General features: G+C 71.9%; 18 protein-coding genes. 5 read left to right on the top strand and 13 right to left on the bottom strand.

The genetic code is table 11. The features are described from left to right. The 4 genes from HMPREF0731_RS08215 to HMPREF0731_RS08200 form a co-directional block, all read right to left on the bottom strand. Positions 1-216, bottom strand: a 216-nt coding sequence (locus tag HMPREF0731_RS08215; protein WP_007003612.1) for a portal protein, incomplete at its 3' end; no start/stop codon positions are given. Between the two features lie 4 nt (positions 217-220). After that, positions 221-448 carry a hypothetical protein gene (locus HMPREF0731_RS08210; RefSeq protein WP_007003611.1) on the bottom strand — a complete coding sequence of 76 codons (228 nt, stop codon included), beginning with the start codon at positions 446-448 and terminating at the stop codon, positions 221-223. Positions 449-594: 146 nt separating this feature from the next. After that, positions 595-1,062 (bottom strand): hypothetical protein, encoded by a 468-nt coding sequence (locus HMPREF0731_RS08205; protein WP_007003609.1) that lies wholly within the window; start codon positions 1,060-1,062, stop codon positions 595-597. A gap of 1 nt (position 1,063) precedes the next feature. Further along, positions 1,064-1,495 (bottom strand): hypothetical protein, encoded by a 432-nt coding sequence (locus tag HMPREF0731_RS08200; protein WP_007003608.1) that lies wholly within the window; start codon positions 1,493-1,495, stop codon positions 1,064-1,066. 126 nt (positions 1,496-1,621) lie between these two features. On the opposite strand from HMPREF0731_RS08200, the gene HMPREF0731_RS08195 reads away from it, so the two are divergent. Further along, the gene (locus HMPREF0731_RS08195; RefSeq protein WP_007003607.1) at positions 1,622-2,272 is read left to right on the top strand and encodes a S24 family peptidase; all 651 of its coding nucleotides are present in this window, start codon (positions 1,622-1,624) and stop codon (positions 2,270-2,272) included. A 287-nt stretch (positions 2,273-2,559) separates the two neighbouring features. Here the strand turns inward: HMPREF0731_RS08195 and HMPREF0731_RS08190 are convergent, their stop codons facing one another. After that, the gene (locus tag HMPREF0731_RS08190) at positions 2,560-4,521 is read right to left on the bottom strand and encodes a lysylphosphatidylglycerol synthase domain-containing protein (protein ID WP_007003606.1); all 1,962 of its coding nucleotides are present in this window, start codon (positions 4,519-4,521) and stop codon (positions 2,560-2,562) included. Then, positions 4,518-6,164, bottom strand: coding sequence for a lysine--tRNA ligase (locus tag HMPREF0731_RS08185; RefSeq protein WP_007003605.1), 1,647 nt, complete (start codon positions 6,162-6,164; stop codon positions 4,518-4,520). Before HMPREF0731_RS08185 ends, HMPREF0731_RS08190 begins: the two co-directional genes overlap by 4 nt. Positions 6,165-6,306: 142 nt before the next feature. On the opposite strand from HMPREF0731_RS08185, the gene HMPREF0731_RS08180 reads away from it, so the two are divergent. The 3 genes from HMPREF0731_RS08180 (at position 6,307) to HMPREF0731_RS08170 (ending at position 11,869) form a co-directional block, all read left to right on the top strand. Continuing rightward, positions 6,307-9,195, top strand: a complete 2,889-nt coding sequence (locus HMPREF0731_RS08180; protein ID WP_245538288.1) for an ATP-dependent DNA helicase — start codon at positions 6,307-6,309, stop codon at positions 9,193-9,195. Between the two features lie 46 nt (positions 9,196-9,241). Continuing rightward, positions 9,242-9,664 (top strand): tellurite resistance TerB family protein, encoded by a 423-nt coding sequence (locus HMPREF0731_RS08175; protein ID WP_007003602.1) that lies wholly within the window; start codon positions 9,242-9,244, stop codon positions 9,662-9,664. A 159-nt stretch (positions 9,665-9,823) separates the two neighbouring features. Continuing rightward, positions 9,824-11,869: a prolyl oligopeptidase family serine peptidase gene (locus HMPREF0731_RS08170; RefSeq protein WP_007003601.1), complete on the top strand. Its 2,046-nt coding sequence runs from the start codon at positions 9,824-9,826 to the stop codon at positions 11,867-11,869. A gap of 6 nt (positions 11,870-11,875) precedes the next feature. Here HMPREF0731_RS08170 and HMPREF0731_RS08165 read toward each other — a convergent pair whose 3' ends face one another. The 4 genes from HMPREF0731_RS08165 to groES form a co-directional block, all read right to left on the bottom strand. Continuing rightward, positions 11,876-12,415, bottom strand: a complete 540-nt coding sequence (locus tag HMPREF0731_RS08165) for a DUF2165 family protein (protein ID WP_007003600.1) — start codon at positions 12,413-12,415, stop codon at positions 11,876-11,878. Between the two features lie 47 nt (positions 12,416-12,462). Further along, positions 12,463-12,666: a cold-shock protein gene (locus HMPREF0731_RS08160; protein WP_007003599.1), complete on the bottom strand. Its 204-nt coding sequence runs from the start codon at positions 12,664-12,666 to the stop codon at positions 12,463-12,465. Positions 12,667-12,942: 276 nt separating this feature from the next. Then, a complete protein-coding gene (groL, locus tag HMPREF0731_RS08155) occupies positions 12,943-14,586 on the bottom strand; it encodes a chaperonin GroEL (protein WP_007003598.1) in 1,644 nt (547 codons plus the stop codon). 51 nt (positions 14,587-14,637) lie between these two features. Continuing rightward, on the bottom strand, positions 14,638-14,928 hold the full coding sequence (gene groES, locus HMPREF0731_RS08150; protein WP_040612562.1) for a co-chaperone GroES: 291 nt from the start codon (positions 14,926-14,928) through the stop codon (positions 14,638-14,640). Between the two features lie 291 nt (positions 14,929-15,219). Between groES and HMPREF0731_RS08145 the strand changes: the two genes are divergently transcribed. Next, positions 15,220-15,495 (top strand): usg protein, encoded by a 276-nt coding sequence (locus HMPREF0731_RS08145; protein WP_007003596.1) that lies wholly within the window; start codon positions 15,220-15,222, stop codon positions 15,493-15,495. 26 nt (positions 15,496-15,521) lie between these two features. On the opposite strand, the gene HMPREF0731_RS08140 is transcribed toward HMPREF0731_RS08145, so the two are convergent. From HMPREF0731_RS08140 to HMPREF0731_RS08130, 3 genes are all read right to left on the bottom strand, one after another. Continuing rightward, positions 15,522-16,439 carry an AEC family transporter gene (locus tag HMPREF0731_RS08140; protein ID WP_007003595.1) on the bottom strand — a complete coding sequence of 306 codons (918 nt, stop codon included), beginning with the start codon at positions 16,437-16,439 and terminating at the stop codon, positions 15,522-15,524. Positions 16,440-16,488: 49 nt separating this feature from the next. Beyond that, on the bottom strand, positions 16,489-17,118 hold the full coding sequence (gmk, locus tag HMPREF0731_RS08135) for a guanylate kinase (RefSeq protein WP_007003594.1): 630 nt from the start codon (positions 17,116-17,118) through the stop codon (positions 16,489-16,491). Next, on the bottom strand, positions 17,115-17,463 hold a 349-nt coding region (locus tag HMPREF0731_RS08130; protein WP_007003593.1), incomplete at its 5' end, for a DUF1732 domain-containing protein. The genes HMPREF0731_RS08130 and gmk, both read right to left, overlap by 4 nt.

Here is a 17,463-nt window from a genome sequence, read left to right as displayed (position 1 = left end):
CCAGCGCGACCAGGGCGGCGTCAGCTCGGCCAGCAGCGAGGCGGCCAGCTGCTCGGCCGCGTCGGGCGCGGTCGCGTCATACAGCATGGCGCCGCCGCTGCCGGGGGTCTGGGCCAGGACATGGTCGTAGCATTCCTGCCAGACGCCCTCCCAGGGGCGGCGCCGGGCCAGGGCCGCCTGGTAGCGCGGCAGGATCGTCTCGGGGGTCGGGCGCATCCGCTCACTCCCCGAGCAGGGTCTTGCGCGACCCGGCCAGGCCGGGCGGCAGCGGCTCGAGCACGCCGCGGGCGGAGGTCGCGATGGTGCCGGCCAGGCCGCGGCGGGCGCGGTCCTGGCTCTCCAGCCGGGCGGTCTGGGCGACCGCCTCCGGGCTGGGGGCGGGGGGGCTGGCGGGGACCGGCTCGGTCCTGACGACCACCGGCTTCGGGGCACGGAACAGGCCACCCATGCGCGTGCGGGCTCCTCTGCTTTGGCGGCGGAGAGCGATCGCCCAAAAGCCGCGCGGCCCGCCGGAGGGATCCGGCGGGCCGCGCGCAGTCTTGGGGGATCGGGAGGATGCCGCCGGGCGCAACTCGCCCGGTGACGGGGCCTGTCTTACGCCTCGGCAAGCTCCGCGTCAATGATTTTATTCCTATCGCCGGAAATTTTCTCCAACCGCCGGTAGAGGCCGCGCGGCGTCAGGGCGAAGGGCGCCGCCGCCCCCAGCAAAGCGCGGCACACCGTGACGCAGGAATACGGGGACAGCTCCGGCCGCCAGGCGCAGACCGGCGGCCCCGGCGTGAAGGGGCCGAGCAGGGTCAGCCCGGCGCGGCGGTAGAAGCCCGGCAGGTCGAAGCCCTCGACCAGTTCGGGCCGCGCCACCAGCAGCCGGCCGGAGAGCGGCTCCACCACCGTCCAGCCGCGCGCATCCTCGAGCACGGCGAAGCAGTGGCGGAAGCCGGGGCGCAGCAGCCGCAGCCAGAGCCGGTCGGCGCGGCCGCCGAAGCCGATCCAGACGCGCTGCGCCCCCTCCTCCAGCTGGTGGCGCGGCGCGATGCGGGGCGCGAGGCGCGGCGCCGTCACGTCACGCCCGCCCGGGCCAGGGCAGCAATTCGGCGCCTTCCGGCGCGCGCAGCGCCGGGCCGGCGACGATGCCCTTGTTGCGCAGCGGCCAGTCCAGCCGCGACAGCGCCTCGCTCCACAGCCGCCAGTCGCCGCGCTCGGCCGGGTAGCGCGGGTCGGGCGCCTGGCCGCGCTCGCCCCAGAGGCGCAGGATGCGGGCATGCTGCAGATCGACCCGGCGCTGGCGATACAGCCGGTCGAGGCATTTCACCACATCGTCGGGCTCGCAGGGGCGCTGGGTGCGGCCGGCGCCGGCGACGATTCGCGCCCCCTCCCGCCGCGCCACCAGCGCGGCCATGGTCCAGAGCCAGGCCTCCTCGGCGCTGTGGAAGGGTTCAGCCTTGGCGAGGGAGGCCAGGACAGGGGCCGTGTGGGCGCGGGGAGCAGCTGGCATGGGGTATTTTCCTCGCCTCTTGGTTGATGACCTCTTAATCCTTGCGCGGGCGTATTCTAGGCGTCAACACCTATCTGTGATGATCTTCCTATTGTGTTCGGACGAGGAACCTAGGATCATCCACCCATGCGTCACGACGACATCTGGCGGGCGGTCGATGCCCTGGCGGCCGAGCACGGGCTCTCCCCCTCGGGCCTGGCCCGCAAGGCCGGGCTCGACCCCACCGCCTTCAACCCCTCCAAGCGCCTCGGCACGGATGGAAGGGCGCGCTGGCCCTCCACCGAATCGGTGGCGAAGATCCTCGCCGCCACCGGCACCGACATGGAGAGCTTCGCGGCGCTGGTCACCGGCGCCGCCGCGGCGCTGAACCGCAGCCCGCGCAGCATGCCCGGCCGGCGCATCCCGCTGATCGGCCTGGCCCAGGCCGGCGGCGACGGCTATTTCGGCGATGGCGGATACCCGGTCGGCGCCGGCTGGGACGAGATCTCCACGCCAGAGCTGTCCGACCCCAACGCCTATGCGCTGGAGATCTCCGGCGACAGCATGGAGCCGGTGTTCCGCGATGGCGACATCATCATCGTCTCGCCCAACGCCCCGGTGCGCCGCGGCGACCGCGTCGTGGTCCGCACCCTGAAGGGCGAGGTGATGGCCAAGGAACTGCTCCGCCAATCCGCCCGCCGCATCGAGCTGGCCAGCCTGAACCCGGCCCATCCCGGCTACAGCTTCGACCTCGCCGAGATCGCCTGGATCCACCGCATCCTCTGGGCCAGCCAATAGTTTTTTCGGGCTGCCGCCGTCGGGTTTTGAAGCGGGACTCTGTTCGGGCTGCCGCCGTCCAGGGGGAGGTGGGGGGCGGGGCGGGTGCCTCGGCCGGGGGCGCAGCATGAGCCGCGCCGGCCCCCATGCGCCGCCGGGACAGCCCCTGCCCCTGCCCCTGCACGCCGCATGAACGGGGCAGCCTCCGGGCGGCCATGCCAGCCTTCAGGGTGGCTTCGCCCGACGGCCCATCTCCGTTCAGCCTTGATCGGCCCGGGGCGGCAGGGGCCGGAACACGGCCCCGCCGCTCAGCCCTCGCGCGGCGTCTCCGCCTCGGCCGGGATGGGCAGCTGCGGATCGGCGAGCCGCTCCAGCAGCGCCTCCGGATCGGCGCCGGCCGGCAGCGCCAGATAGGTTCCATCGCCCAGCGGGTGGCAGGCCAGGCCGGTATCCTCGTAGAGCCGCAGCATGGCCGGTCCCACCCGGTGGAAGGCGTGGCCGACACCGTTGCGCTCGCACAGGTCGCGGAAGCGCCACAGCACCGCCAGCTGCCCGGCCTTGTCGCCGGCCGGGTCGCCGAGCCCCACCCAGACATCCTCGCGCTTCAGGAAGGCCAGCCCCGCCGTGGCGCCATCGGTGAACAGCGCGCCATCCGCCTGCGCCGGCACCCGCCCGCCCAGCGCCGCCAGCCGGGTGCGGGCGGCCATGTCGAAGGCCGCCGGGCGCAGCCGCGCCGGGCGCAGCAGCCGCAGCGCCGCCACCAGCAGCAGCACGCCGCAGAGGCCAACCGCGAAGCGCAGCGTGTGCGGCGTCTCGGCCAGGAAGGGCACCGCCCACCAGGGCTCCTCCGCCACCGGCTCGCGCCAGGCGATGCGCGCCAGCGTCAGCGCCGCCCCCAGCGTCACCACCAGCGGCAGCAGCGTGGCGGCCGAGAGCGGCTCCCCCGTCAGCCGCGCATCGCGGTAGAAGGCGGTGCGGATGCAGGCCAGCAGGCCGGAGAGCGCGATGAAGCCGCCGGAGATGAACCAGGGCTCGCCGCGCAGCAGCGCCACCACGCCGCCCAGCAGCAGCAGCACGATGCCGCTGGCCCAGGCGATGCGCAGCCGCCGCAGCATGCCATAGGCCGCCACCAGCAGCAGCGAGCCGATCACCGAGGCGGCGAAATGGCTGGCCAGCGCCGCCCATTCCCCGGCCCAGAGGGCGAGGCGCGAGCCGCGCGCCGGCAGCGCGCCGATGAACAGCAGCGCCGCGCCGGCGATGCCGGACAGCCCGGCCAGCACCGGCCCCTCCAGCGAATCCGCCACCCGCGTCTCCGGCCCGATGCGGCTGAGCAAATGCCGGCGCTGGTTCAGCTCGAAGCCGGCGAACAGCGCGCCGGCCAGGAAGAGCGGGATGATGTAGTAGTAGAAGCGGAACAGCAGCAGCGCGCTGATCACCTCGGGCGCCGAGACATAGGGCTGCAGCCCGACCAGGATCGCCGTGTCGAACACGCCGAGCCCGCCCGGCACATTCGCGGCCAAGCCCGCCGTATAGGCCGCCAGATACAGGCCGATGAAGCGGGCGAAGCTGAGCCCCTCGGCCGGCGGCAGCAGGGCGTAGAAGATCATCGCGGTGACCGCCACATCCACCGTGGCCAGCGCCGTCTGGGCGCAGGCCATGCGGAAGCCCGGCAGGTCGATGCGGTGGCCGAAGGCGTGGAAATGCGGCAGGAAGCGCGACAGCAGCAGGTAGCCCGCCACCACGCCGAGCAGCGCCACGCCGACCAACTGCATGGTCCAGTGCGGCGTGTGCTCGCCGAGCCAGGGCACCACCTCCGGCTCCAGGATCAGCACCAGCCCGCCCAGCGCCATGCCGCCCAGCCCGAAGGTCAGGCTGGTGAAGGCGATGACCTTGGCGATCTCGCCCGGCGAGAGCCCCCAGGCGGCGTAGAAGCGGTAGCGCACCGCCGCCCCCGAGACGGCGGCGAAGCCCAGATTGTGCGCCAGCGTATAGGCGCAGAAGGAGGCCAGCGAGGTGCGGAGATAGCTGACCGGCTTGCCGGCATAGACCGAGCCGAGCCGGTCGTAGATGGTGAGCACCGCATAGGCGAGCAGCGTCCACCCCGCCGCCACCCACAGCGTGTGCGTGGGCACGTTGCCGAGCGCCTGACGGATCTCGGCCAGCGAGAGGTGGCGGAACTCCCGCTGCACCACGAAGACGGCGCCGGCCAGCAGCAGCAGGCCGAACACCGTCGGCCCATGCCGCCGCAGCGCCGCGAGCACGGCTTTCACGCCGCCGGGCTCTCCGCCGTGGCCGCGGCTTCGGGCGGGCGGGCCAGCGCCTCCTCGACCAGCCGGATGGTCTCCTCGACGCCATAGGCGGCGGCCAGGCTGCCGAAGCGCGGCCCCTGGTCGGCGCCGACCAGCACTTGGTAGAGCGCGTTGAACCAGCCGCGCGCCACACCCGGGGAGCCGTCCTTCATCACCTGGATGAAGGGCTCGCGCCGGCCGGCATCATAGACATCGACCTGGATGCGCTCCGCCTGGGGCAGGCCGGGCGGCAGCGCCTCGATCTCGTCCCGGTGCGCGCGCAGCAGGTCGATCAGCGCCTGGAAGCAGGGCCGCTCCTCGGCGGTCGGGGCGCGCGGCTTCAGGGTCGGCAGGATGAAGTCGCGCGAATAGGCGACCGCGTATTCCACCAGCCGGCCCAGCAGCGGCTGGTTCTCCGGCGTCGCGCCGGGGGCGTAGTTGCGGACGAATTTCCACAGCCGCTCCGGCGTGTCGGCGGCCGAGACGGTCGCCAGGTTCATCAGCATGCCGAAGGTCAGCGGCGGCTCGGGCGTGTTCGGCGCCTCGCCGCCATGGATGTGCCAGTCGGGATTGGCCGGGTCGAGATTGGCCCGCAGCTTTTCCCTCTGTTGCAGATACTCGTCGGTGGCGCGCGGGATGACGTCGAAATGCAGCCGCTTGGCCCGGCCCGGCTGCTGGTACATGAAATAGGCCAGGCTCTCGGGCGGGGCGTAGCGCAGCCATTCCTCGATGGTCAGGCCATTGCCCTTGGACTTGCTGATCTTCTGGCCATTGGCGTCGAGGAACAGCTCATAGGTCATGCTGACCGGCGGCTCCGCCCCCAGCACCCGGCAGATCGCCGAGGAGAGCTTGACGCTGTCGATCAGATCCTTGCCCGACATCTCGTAATCGACGCCGAGGGCATACCAGCGCATCGCCCAGTCGGCCTTCCACTGCGCCTTCACATGGCCGCCGGTCACCGGGCTCTCGAAGCGCTCGCCGCTCTCCGGGTCGCGCCACACCACGGTGCCGTCCTGCGGCCGGACCTCTTCCATCGGCACCTGCATCACCACCCCGGTCTTGGGATGCACCGGCAGGAAGGGGGAGTAGGTGGCGCGGCGGTCCGGCCCGAGGGTCGGCAGGATCACCTGCCGCACCTCCTCATGGCATTGCAGCATGCGCAGCAGGGCGGCGTCGAAGCGGCCGGACTTGTAGTAGTCGGTGGCGGAGGCGAATTCGTACTCGAAGCCGAAGGCGTCGAGGAAGGCGCGCAGCCGGGCATTGTTGTGGTGCCCGAAGCTCTCATGCGTGCCGAAGGGGTCGGGGATGGCGGTCAGCGACTTGCCCAGATGCGGCCGCAGCGCCTCGCCATTCGGGATGTTGTCCGGGATCTTGCGCAGCCCGTCCATGTCGTCCGAGAAGGCGACGAGCCGCGCCGGCAGGCCGGTCAGCCGCTCGAAGGCGCGCTTGACCCAGGTGGTGCGCGCCACCTCGCCGAAGGTGCCGATATGCGGCAGACCCGAGGGGCCGTAGCCCGTCTCGAACAGCGCCGCCGGTTTCCCCGCCGCCTGGATGCGATCGGCGACCTTGGCGGCTTCCTCGAAGGGCCAGGCCTTGACGGTACGGAGGGAGGGATCGGCGGTCATGCCCGCCCCATGCCAGCGCGGCGGGCGCCGGTCAACGCGCTCTCCAAGCGTGGCAGCCCTCCTTTGCTTGCGGTGCCATCATCTTTTGGAAAAGCCCTGGCCGATCCTGGCCTTGTTCGCCTTTTGCCCCTAGGGTCCGCCGGTGTCCTCCGCCCAAGGGCCTGCCAGCGCCCTCCCCCCCCGCCTGTTGCTGCCGGACGCGCCGGCGCTCGTCGCCCCCGCCCCGGGCCGCGCCGCGCTGCTGACCCCGGATGGCGAGCTGTTCACCCCCCGCCCGGCCGAGCTGCCCGGGCTGCTGCGGGAATTCGGCCCGCCGATCCTGGTGCACGCGCCGGCGGTGGCGAAGCGGCTGAACCTGCCCGGCCTGCCCGGCGCCTGGGATCTCTTGGAGTTGTTCGCCTTCTGCCTGCCGGCGCAGCCCGCCCCGCCCACGCCGCGCGGCCTGGCGCTGGCCCTCGACATGACCCCGCCCGAGGATGCCGAGAGCGCCGCCGCCCTGCTGCCCGAGATCGCGACCGAATTGCTGCGCCGCCTGGCCCGCGCCCGCTCCGCGCCGCTGAACAAGGATGCCGGGGCGCTGGCCGCGCGCATGGCGCAGGCGGCGGATTGGGCCTGGACGCCCTCGGTGCTGGCGGCCCTCGGCCTGCCATCCGCCCGCCCCTCCCAGGACGCGCTGAAGGTCTGGCGCGCCTTGCCGGAATGGGAGGAGGAGGCGCCGCCCCCGCCCCCCGCCAGCCACGCCGTCACCCCCACCGAGGCGCGCTCGCGCCTGGCCGAGATCCTGGGCGATGGGGCGGAGCAGCGCCCTTCCCAGGCGGATTTCGCCTCCGCCGCCAGCCTGGCCTTCACTCCGCGCGAGACCCCGGGCGAGCCGCGCCTGGTGCTGGCCGAGGCCGGCACGGGCACCGGCAAGACGCTGGGCTATGTGGCGCCGGCCAGCCTCTGGGCCGAGCGCAATGGCGCCCCCGTCTGGATCGCCACCTACACCCGCAACCTGCAGCGCCAGCTCGACCAGGAGCTGGCGCGCCTCTACCCGGACCCCGAGGACCGGCGGAAGCGGGTCGTCATCCGCAAGGGCCGCGAGAACTACCTGTGTCTGTTGAACTATGACGAGGCGGTGACCGGCGCCATGCCGGCGCGGCTGGTGGCGCTCGGCCTGGTGGCGCGCTGGGCGCTGGCGACGCGGGATGGCGATCTGCTGGGCGGCGACTTCCCCGGCTGGCTGGCGGAGCTGTTCCCGGCCGGTGCCATCTCCCTGCTGGCCGACCGGCGCGGCGAGTGCATCCACTCCGCCTGCCCGCACTGGAAGCGCTGCTATGTCGAGCATTCCATCCGCCGCGCCGCAGGGGCGCATCTGGTGGTGGCCAACCACGCGCTGGTGATGGTGCAGGCCGCACTCGGCGGCGGCGAGGACGGTCCGGCGCTGCGCTATGTCTTCGACGAGGGCCACCACCTGTTCGACGCCGCCGATGGCGCCTTCTCGGCCGAGCTGTCGGGCGCCGAGATGGCCGAGCTGCGCCGCTGGCTGCTCGGCAACGAGGGCGGCCGCGGCCGCGCCCGCGGCCTGCGCCGGCGGCTGGAAGACATGCTGGCCGAGCACCCGGCCCTGGTGCCGCCGCTGGAGCTGATCGAGCATGCGGCGCGGGCTCTGCCCTCCCCCGGCTGGTGGGACCGCTGGGCCGCCCTGCCGGAGGAGGATGCCGAGCGCGCCGAGGACCGCGAAGAGCTGCCCGAGGATCCGCGCGGCCCGGCCCTGCCCGCCGCCCCCGGCATCCCGCGCCCGCGCCCCTTCCGCGACAGCGTGCCGGCCGAGGATTTCCTGCGCGCCGTGCGCGCCCAGGTGCTGGCCCGCACCGCCGAGGGCGACCCGCTCTACGACGCCGAATGCGACCTGCATCCGCTCCTGGAAGACATGACCCCCGCCGCCGTGGCGCTGGAGGTGGCGCTGGAGCGGCTGCGCGACCCGCTGAAGCACCTGGCCTCGCTGCTCACCACCCTGCTGGAGGACCCGGACCAGGAGCTGGAGACCGGCACGCGCATCCGGCTGGAGACCGCCAGCCGCAGCATCGAGCGCCGCGCGCTGATGCCGCTCGCCGCCTGGCTGTCCATGCTGCGCCGCCTGCACGAGGAGCCGGCCGAGCCCGGCCAGCGCCCGACCTATGTGGACTGGCTGGCGCTGACCCGGCGCGAGGGGCGCGACATCGATGCCGGCCTGCACCGCCACTGGCTGGACCCGACCATGCCCTTCGCGACGCAGGTGGCGGCACCGGCGCATGGCGTGCTGATCGCCTCCGCCACGCTGCGCGACGCAGCCCGGAAGGACCCCGAATCCGCCTGGCGCGAGGCCGAGGCCCGCACCGGCGTGCAGCACCTGCCAGCCCCGGCGGTGCGCGCGGCGCTCCCCTCCCCCTTCGACTACGCCGCCAACACCCGCGCCTTCATCGTCGACGACATGAACCGCGACAGCCCGGGCCAGGTGGCGGCGGCGATGCAGCAGCTCTTCCTGGCGGCGGGCGGCGGCGGGCTCGGCCTGTTCACCGCCATCCGCCGGCTGCGCGACGTGCATGCCCGCATCGCGCCGGCACTCGCCGAGGCCGGGCTGCCGCTCTACGCCCAGCATGTGGACGCCATGGACAGCGCCACCCTGGTCGACATTTTTCGCGCTGAAGAGGACTCTTGTCTGCTTGGCACCGACGCGCTGCGCGACGGGGTGGATGTGCCCGGCCGGGCGCTGCGGCTGCTGGTGTTCGACCGGGTGCCCTGGCCGCGCCCCTCCATCCTGCACCGGGAGCGGCGCATCCATCTCTCCGGCGGGCGCCCCGGCCTGTATGATGATGCCATCGCCCGGCACCGGCTGCGCCAGGCCTTCGGCCGGCTGATCCGCCGCGCCGATGACCGGGGCGTGTTCGTGCTGCTCGACCCGCGCACCCCCTCCCGCCTGCTGGCCGGGCTGCCGGAGGGGGTGGCGCCGCAGCGCCTCGGCCTCGCCGATGCGGTGCGGGAGACAACCGCCTTCCTGGCGGGGCGTTGAACCGCGACGGCCGAGGCGGTACCGCTTGGCCAGGAAGGATGATCCGATGCCGCACACCAAGATCCGCTTCACGGCCCAGGAGGCGCTGATCTGCGCCATGGTGCTGATGTCCGCCGCCGACCGCGCCATGTCGGATGCCGAGCTGGCGATGATGTCCCGCCTGGTGCAGGAGCTGCCGGTGTTCTCGGATTTCCATCCGCAGGAGATCGAGGCGGTGACCGAGACCTGCCTGCGCCTGCTGGAGCAGTCGGACGGGCTGGACCGCGCCTGCGAGCTGATCCGCGACGCCCTGCCGCCGCGCCTGCGCGAGACCGCCTATCTGCTGGCCTGCGAGGTCGCCGCCGCCGATGGCGATGCGACGCAGGAGGAACTCCGCTTCCTGCAGGATTTCCGCATCACCATGGATATCGACCGCCTGATCGCCGGCGCCATCGAACGCGCCGCCAAGGCCCGCTACCAGATCGTTTGATTTTTTTCGGGCTGCCGCCGTCTTGTGGGGAGGCGGGACGCGGCGGTGGAAGCGGGGTGGCGGTGGCCACGGGGCGAGACGCCACGCACCGCCGGGCCGGAGCGCCCCGTCCCAGTGCAGCCCCTCCCGTCGCGGCCCTGACCGGCAGAGGACAAAAAAATGGACGAGGATCCCTTCCTGTGGCTGGAGGAGATCGAGGGCGGGCGGGCGCTGGAATGGGTGGCGGCGCAGAATGCCCGCACCCTGGCGGCGCTGGAGGATGCCCGGCTGGCGGCGGATCGCGACGGGCTGAAGGCGGCGCTGGACCGTCCCGGCAAGCTGCCGCATGTCACCCGGCGCGGCGCCCATCTGTTCAATCTCTGGCAGGATGCGGCGCATCCGCGCGGGCTGTGGCGCCGCACCAGCCTGGACTCCTTCCGCACCGAGTCGCCGGAGTGGGAGGTGCTGCTCGACCTTGACGCGCTGGCCGCCACCGAGGGCGAGGACTGGGTCTGGGCCGGCTCCGCCACCCTGCCCGGCCGGCATGACCGCGCGCTGCTGCGCCTGTCGCGCGGCGGTGGCGATGCGGTGGTGATCCGCGAATTCGACATCCCCACGCGGCGCTTCGTCGAGGACGGCTTCACCCTGCCCGAGGCCAAGTCCGGCGCCGCCTGGCTGGACCGCGACACGCTGCTGCTCTCCACCGCGCTGGGCGCGGGCAATGCAACCAGCTCGGGCTATGCCCGCACGGTACGGCTGTGGCGGCGCGGCGGCGCGCCGCTGGAGGCGCCGGTGCTGTTCGAGGCGCCGGAGGCCAGCATGTCGGTCGGCGGCATGGTGGAGCATGAGGGCGGCCAGGAGATCCTGGTCTTCATCGAGCGCACCGGCTTCTTCGACGTCACCGTCTGGCTGGGCGACCGCGACGGCCCGAAGACCCGCCTGCCCCTGCCGAGCGACGCGCACTACACCTGGCAGCACGGCCATCTGGCGGTGAAGCCGCGCACCCCCTGGACGGTGGAGGGCGAGACCTATGCCACCGACACGCTGCTCGGCCTGTCGCTGGCCGATCTTCTGGCCGGGCGGGTCGCGCCGCAGATCCTGTTCACCCCCGGGCCGCGCCTGGCGCTGCAGGGCTTCTTCTGGTGCGACGGGCGGCTGGTGCTGTCGGTGCTGGACAATCTCGCGCCTCTCTACCGCCTGTTCACCCCCGGCCCCGGCGCCTGGGCGAGCCAGGACCTGCCCGGCCTGCCGCGCATCGGCGTGGTCGATCTCTGGCCGCTGGACGCCGAGGCGGAGGAATCCGACGGCACGCTGCTGGTGATGGCGCAGGACCCGGTGACGCCGCCGCAATTGCTGCTGGCCAGCGCCAGCGCCCCCGCCGCGCCGGCGCTGCTGAAGGCCTCGACGCCCAGCTTCGACGCCAGCGGCCTGACGGTGACGCGGCATGAGGCGGTCTCCACCGACGGGGAGCGCATCCCCTATGTGCAGATCGGCCCGCGCGACGAGAGCGGCCAGGCGCCGGTGCATCTCTCCGCCTATGGCGGTTTCCAGATCTCGCGCCTGCCCTACTATTCGGCGACCACCGGCCGGCTCTGGCTGGAGAAGGGCGGCACGGCGGTGATCGGCCAGATCCGCGGCGGCGGCGAGTTCGGCACCGCCTGGCACGAGGCCGGGCGCGGCCCGAGGAAGCGGCAGAGCCATGATGATTTCGCCGCCATCGCCCAGGATCTGGTGCGGCGCGGCGTCACCGTGCCCGGCCGCATCGCCGCCGAGGGCGGCTCGAATGGCGGGCTGCTGATCGCCAACATGCTGACCCGCTATCCGGAGCGGTTCGGCGCGCTGTTCTGCACCATCCCGCTGATCGACATGCGCCGCTACACCAAGCTGCTGGCCGGGGCGAGCTGGATCGCCGAATATGGCGACCCGGACAAGCCGGAGGATTGGGCCTTCATGCGCCATTTCTCCGCCTATCAGGCGGTAGAGCCGGGCCGGCCCTACCCGCCTATCCTGCTGGCGACGACGCGGCGCGACGACCGGGTGCATCCCGGCCATGCCCGCAAGATGGCCGCCAGGTTGCAGGAGATGGGCTACGCCGCCTGGTTCTACGAGCCCGAGGCCGGCGGCCATGGCTATGGCAAGGACAATGCGGAGGTGGCGCGCTTCGCCGCGATCGGCGCCGCCTTCCTGCGCCGCGCCATCGGCTGGGAAGCGCCGGCGGGCGGCTGAGGCGGCTCAGCCCGGCGGTGGCGGCCTGTCGCGCCGCCCCGCCGCGCCGCCGAAGCTCTCCGGCAGCACCACATAGAGGGTGACGAGCAGGATCGTGGTGGTGAAGCGGAAGGCCGCCTCCTGCCCGTTCCAGGTGGCGGATTGCCACATCAGGAACCACTCGCCGCCGATCACCTGGAAGCCCAGGAACCAGACCAGGACGCCGAGCGCGGCGCCGAGCTGCGCCCAGCCCTTGGCCGCGGCGAAGCCCGGGCCGCGCAGCCCGCGCGCCATCAGCACGGCCGAGGCGGCGAAGGCCAGGCCGGTCAGCGCCTCGCCCAGGATGATCAGCCCATAGCCCGCATGCCACAGCGCCGGCGCGGTGATGGCGCGGTGGCGCAGCGCAGTGTCGGGGAAGGTCGTGTCCATGCTCAGCACATGCGCCACGAAGGCGAAGTTCGAGCCGTAATCGACCAAATTGTTCCAGGCCACCAGCAGGGCGAAAGCGGCCAGCGCCGCCACCATGGCGAGCTTGGAGAGGCGCGCGAGGAAAAGCGGCAGGGGCATGGTGGAAACCGGCTGGCGCCGCGTGCCCGCCCCTGTCCGCGCCGGGATCAGAGCGGCTTGAGGTTGGTGGCGGCGGCCTTGCCGCGCTCCATCACCACGTCGTAGCTGATCTTCTGGTTCTCGTTCAGCCCCTGCAGCCCCGCCTTCTGCACGGCGGTGATGTGCACGAACACATCCTTGCCGCCATCCTGCGGGACGATGAAGCCGAAGCCCTTGGTCGCGTTGAACCACTTCACGGTGCCGATCGCCATGCGACGCGCTCCTTCTGGCGACGGAGGCACGAGCGCCCCCGCCTGGTGGCCCCCTGTCATCCCCGGACGGCTTGTGGGCGATCCGGGTCTCCGGAGGCACGGCAAGGCGAAGGGACGCGGTTGGCTGAGTCGAAGTGGGGCAGATCGTTACCGAACTGTCAACGCAAACCGGCGGAGTTCATGACGATTCAGGAACAACATCGCGGCATGCGAAAGGGGGCGGCCCTTGCGGACCGCCCCCCGTCGTTTGGTCGGGTGAACCCTGATCCGGAAGGATCAGAAGTCCATGTCGCCGCCCATGCCACCCATGCCGCCCGGAGCGCCGGCCGGAGCCTTCTTCTCGGGACGCTCGGCGATCATCGCCTCGGTGGTGATCAGCAGCGAGGCGACCGAGGCCGCGTCCTGCAGGGCGGTGCGCACGACCTTGGTCGGGTCGATGATGCCGGCCTGCACCAGGTTCTTGTACTCGTCGGCCTGGGCGTCGTAGCCGTACTCGTAGGTGTCGTCGCGCAGGACTTCACCGGCGATCACGGCGCCGTCCTTGCCGGCGTTCTCGGCGATCTGCTTCAGCGGCACGCTGATGGCGCGGCGCACGATCTCGATGCCGACATGCTGGTCGTTGTTGTCGCCCTTCAGGTCGGCGAGCTTCGCCGCGGCGCGCAGCAGGGCCACGCCACCACCCGGGACGATGCCTTCCTCGACGGCGGCGCGGGTCGCGTGCAGCGCGTCGTCGACGCGGTCCTTGCGCTCCTTCACCTCGACCTCGGAACCGCCGCCGACGCGGATGACGGCCACGCCGCCGGCCAGCTTCGCCAGGCGCTCCTGCAGCTTCTCACGGTCGTAGTCCGAGGTGGTCTCCTCGATCTGCGCCTTGATCTGCTCGACGCGGCCCTGGATGTCGTCCTTGGAGCCGGCGCCGTCGACGATCGTGGTGTTCTCCTTCTCGATGCGGATGGTCTTGGCCTGGCCAAGCATCTGCAGCGTGACGGTCTCGAGCTTGATGCCGAGATCCTCGGAGATCACCTGGCCACCGGTCAGGATCGCGATGTCCTCGAGCATCGCCTTGCGGCGGTCACCGAAGCCCGGGGCCTTCACGGCGGCGATCTTCAGGCCACCGCGCAGCTTGTTGACGACCAGGGTGGCCAGCGCCTCGCCCTCGACATCCTCGGCCACGATGACCAGCGGACGGCCGGACTGCACGACGCTCTCCAGCAGCGGCAGCATCGGCTGCAGCTGGGACAGCTTCTTCTCGTGGATCAGGATGTAGGGGTTCTCGAGCTCGGCGATCATCTTCTCCGCATTCGTGATGAAATACGGGGAGACATAGCCGCGGTCGAACTGCATGCCCTCGACGACGTCGAGCTCGGTCTGGATGCCCTTGGCTTCCTCGACCGTGATCACGCCCTCATTGCCGACCTTCTCCATCGCCTCGGCGATCATGGAGCCGATCTCGGCCTCGCCATTGGCGGAGAGGGTGCCGACCTGGGCCACCTCGGCGGAGGTGGTGATCTTGCGGGTGCGGGCCTTCAGCTCCTCGACGACCACCGCGACCGCCTTGTCGACGCCGCGCTTCAGGTCCATCGGGTTCATGCCGGCGGCGACCGCCTTGGCACCCTCGCGCACGATGGCCTGGGCCAGCACGGTCGCGGTGGTGGTGCCGTCGCCGGCCAGGTCGTTCTGCTTCGAGGCCACTTCGCGCACCATCTGGGCGCCCATGTTCTCGAACTTGTCGGCCAGCTCGATTTCCTTGGCGACCGTCACACCGTCCTTGGTGATGCGCGGCGCGCCGAAGGACTTGTCGATGACGACGTTGCGGCCCTTCGGGCCCAGCGTCACCTTCACGGCGTCGGCCAGGATGTCCACGCCGCGCAGCATGCGCTCGCGGGCGGAGGCGCCGAACTTAACGTCCTTAGCAGCCATGGGAATTACCTCGTCTGTTCTGGTGGAAGGATGGGGTCCGCAGGCCGCGAATTAGGCCGCGATCACGCCCATCAGGTCGGATTCCTTCATGATCAGCAGCTCTTCGCCGCTGATCTTCACTTCGGTGCCCGACCACTTGCCGAACAGCACGCGGTCACCGACCTTGACGTCCAGGGCGACGACGACGCCCTGCTCGTTGCGCGCGCCGGACCCGACGGCGACGATCTCGCCTTCCATCGGCTTTTCCTTGGCGGTGTCGGGGATGATGATGCCGCCCGCGGTCTTCTCCTCGGCGGTCAGCCGGCGGACGACGACGCGGTCATGCAGGGGACGAAACTTCATGGCCCTCTCCTGACGCCCTTCAAGGCGCATTCAGCGACGGTTGCCTCGGCCGGCGGGCAAGCCTTGTTAGCACTCACCCCCGGCGAGTGCTGACGATCTAGGAAACTCCGGATAGCCCGTCAAGCGCCAAGCAGCACTCTTCGCGAATGAGTGCTAAGGCACTGTTTTCCTGCGGGTTTTTCTTGCAGCCCCAAGCCGCCCTCATGGCATGCTGATGACACCGGCCGGGCTTGGCCCCGCCGGATGCCGGGCCGAAGCCACGGCCCGCGCCGAGAACGGAGACCATCGCCCATGAGGCTGCGGGATATCGATGCCCTGCTCCGCGCACCGGACTGGCATCTGACGACGGCGGAAATCCTCTACCATCTGCCCGACCATCCAGGCCTGCTGCAGAGCTTCGTGTGGCAGAAGCTCGACCACGCGCCACGCTTCCCGGAGCTGCACCGCTTCCTCGATTTCTGGCAGCGCGAGATCGAGGGCCGGCTGCACAGCGTGCGCGTGGCCTCCGCGGCCCTCACCCAGCCGGCCGAGTTCCGCTACGCGCGCGGCGTGCTCACCCTGCACTGAGCCGGTGGGGGGGCCGCCCGGCCCCCTCAGAGCACCGCCAGCAGCACCGCCAGCGTCGCCACCGACAGGATGGTGGAGAGCAGCACCGTGGCGCCGGAGCGGTCCGCCCCGGCGGCGTAGCGCCGCGCCAGGAAGAAGGCATTGGCCCCCGTCGGCATCGCCGCCGCCAGCACCGCGACCGCGGTGGGAAGCCGTGGCAGGCCGATGCCCCAGGCCACCAGCCAGACCAGCCCCGGCATCAGCAGCAGCTTCAGCGCCGTGCAGAGCAGCGCCGAGGGCCAGTCGCGCCGCGCGTCGAAGGCGATCAGGCTGGCCCCCAGGCAGAACAGCGCCACCGGCGGCCCGGCCATGCCGGTCATCTCCAGGAAGCGCCGCGCCACCCCTGGCAGCTCCAGCCCCGCCTGGTGGATGATGAAGCCCAGCAGCACCGCCAGCACGATCGGGTTCCGCAGCACCGACAGGATGGTGGACTTGGCGATGGCGCCGATCCGCGCGCGGGCATTGTGCGCGATCTCCCCCACCACCGTGCCGAGCGGCAGCAGGATCAGCGAATGCAGCCCGATGATGGCCAGCAGCTGCGACAGCCCGGCCTGACCATAGGCGGCGATCACCAGCGGCACGCCGATCATGCCGGTGTTGCCGAAGGCGGCGTTCAGCGCGAAGGTCCCGCCCTCCCCCAGCTTCATGCGCAGCACCAGCCGCGACAGCAGCAGCGCCAGCCCGTAGGCCGCCAGGCAGCCGGTGAAGAAGGCCAGCGCCGTCCCCCCGCCATCCGGGTGCGGCGTGGTGGCGCCGGCCAGCAGCAGGCAGGGCATGGCCAGGCGGAAGACGAAATCCGTCAGGCCGCGCAGCCCCTCCTCCGAGATCCAGCGGCGGCGGGCGGAGACATAGCCGATGCCGATCAGCAGGAAGATCGGCGCGATGACGGTGAGCAGCGTGTTCATCGTGACGCAGCCGGGGCGGGCGGCGCGGGGAGCGGCGCCGCCGCCCCCCTCACGGCCGCAGCAGCCCGTCGACGAAGCCGGGCAGCCAGGGCTGCCGGGCGCGCGCGCTGCGCGCCGCATGGATGATGGCGCGCACCGAATCGACCGTCTCGTGGAAGTCGTGGTTCACCAGGACATGATCGAAATCGGCCCAGTGGCTGATCTCGTCGCGGGCGGCGTGCATGCGGCGGGCAATCTCCTCGGCGGAATCCTGGCCCCGCCCATGCAAGCGGCGTTCCAGCTCCACCAGGCTCGGCGGCAGCAGGAAGACGCTGACCACATCCGCCGGCAATGCCCGGCGCAGCAGCAGATGCCCCTGCCAGTCGATGTCGAACATCACGTCGCGCCCGGCGGCCAGGGCCTGCTCCACCGGCGCGCGCGGCGTGCCGTAGCGGCGGCCGAAGACATGGGCGCTTTCCAGCATCTCGCCGGCGGCCTCCATCGCCTCGAACTCCGCCAGGCTCTTGAAGAAGTAGTGCACCCCCTCCTGCTCGCCCGGGCGGGCGGCGCGGGTGGTGGCGCTGACCGACAGGCGCAGCTCCTTCTCCCGCTCCAGCAGCGCGCGGCTGACCGAGGATTTGCCGGCGCCCGAAGGGGCCGAGAGGACCAGGCAGATGCCGCGTCGGGAGATCCGGTTCATTCGATGTTCGCCGCCTGCTCGCGCAGCCGCTCGATGGCGGCCTTGAGGTCGAGGGAATGCCGCGTCAGCGCGAGAGAGGCCGATTTGGCGCCCAGCGTGTTGGCCTCGCGGCCGAATTCCTGGGCCAGGAATTCCAGCCGCCGCCCCACCGCCTCGCCCGATTCCAGCAGGGCGCGCGCCGCCTCGACATGCGCGCCGAGCCGGTCCAGCTCCTCCCGCACATCGGATTTCTGGGCCAGCAGCGCCACCTCGACGGCCAGCCGCTCCTCCGGCACGCGGTGCTCGCCCTCCAGCAGCTCGGCCAGCGCCGCCGTCAGCCGGGCGCGGTGCGCCGCCGGCTGCTGC

It is taken from the genome of Pseudoroseomonas cervicalis ATCC 49957, from assembly GCF_000164635.1.
In the GTDB taxonomy this organism is placed as follows: Bacteria; Pseudomonadota; Alphaproteobacteria; order Acetobacterales; family Acetobacteraceae; genus Pseudoroseomonas; species Pseudoroseomonas cervicalis.
This window is presented reverse-complemented; position numbering and strand designations above follow the sequence as displayed.